This window comes from uncultured Aggregatibacter sp., assembly GCF_901873365.1.
In the GTDB taxonomy this organism is placed as follows: Bacteria; Pseudomonadota; Gammaproteobacteria; order Enterobacterales; family Pasteurellaceae; genus Aggregatibacter.
Genome location: NZ_CABFLM010000018.1, coordinates 1 through 898, shown reverse-complemented (window position 1 = coordinate 898; position 898 = coordinate 1). Strand labels below are relative to the sequence as shown.

General features: G+C 28.1%; 1 protein-coding gene. It reads right to left on the bottom strand.

Annotation, left to right across the window (positions count from 1 at the left end; genetic code table 11):
- Positions 1-851, bottom strand: an 851-nt coding sequence (locus QZ106_RS00395; RefSeq protein WP_295972845.1) for a hypothetical protein, incomplete at its 3' end; no start/stop codon positions are given.
- Between the last annotated feature and the right edge of the window lie 47 nt (positions 852-898).

The window sequence follows — 898 nt, the reverse complement described above, 5'->3', positions numbered from 1 at the left end:
TTTTTTGAAATAGAATATGCATTAGCAACTCCATAAAAAATAATAGAAACTAGAGAACTTATAAATAATAAAACAACAATCTCAAAATATTGATGCGAAAGCAATCCTAAAGCTGTTTCTTTTCCAATCGAGAACCATTCATGAGAAATAAATCGATTTAATAAATTATTTATATAGTCAATTGCTATTATTTTATTATATCCAGTTATATAAAGTGTAATAGCAATACAAATTATAAAAATTAAAGATATAAGAGATACCCATACCTTTCTATAAAATTTATCTCTTTCTCTTAATTTATTACTATCTGCTTTCCACTTATAATAAGGTGTTGAGGCAAGATCCTTGTATTCTTTCCAACACATAAGAGAGTAATCCTTGGCAAGATCTAATTCGTTCTCTAGATTAGTAAGAGAATTTATTATTGATTTACCTACCTCGCTTCTTCTAGAATAACTACCATCAATATTTTTGCTTACACCTTGCTCATCAGCATAATCATGGAGTTTTTTAATTTCATCCTCAATTCTATTTTCTTCTTCCTTTGCATTTAACCAAGCTTGATAAAGAGACTTTAATTCTTCTTTCTCCTCTCTAGATAACCAATAATCCGAAATTGATTTTTTAACTTCTACTTTAATCTTATTCATTCCAACTAAATAGTAAGGAATAGATAACAATAAAAACAAAGGAATACCTATTGCAATTGCTATAGCAATAGCACCTCCTACATAAAAGACTGCAGAAAATACAAGTGAAATAACAAAAGCAATGATAGCTAGAATAATTCCAAAACTCACTAGAAGGCCCAACGCTTCCCCTTGATATCGAGCTTTACTTTTACGTCCCATAAAAAATCCTCTAAATATTGTAATGTTAAAATTTTTTTATCAATATT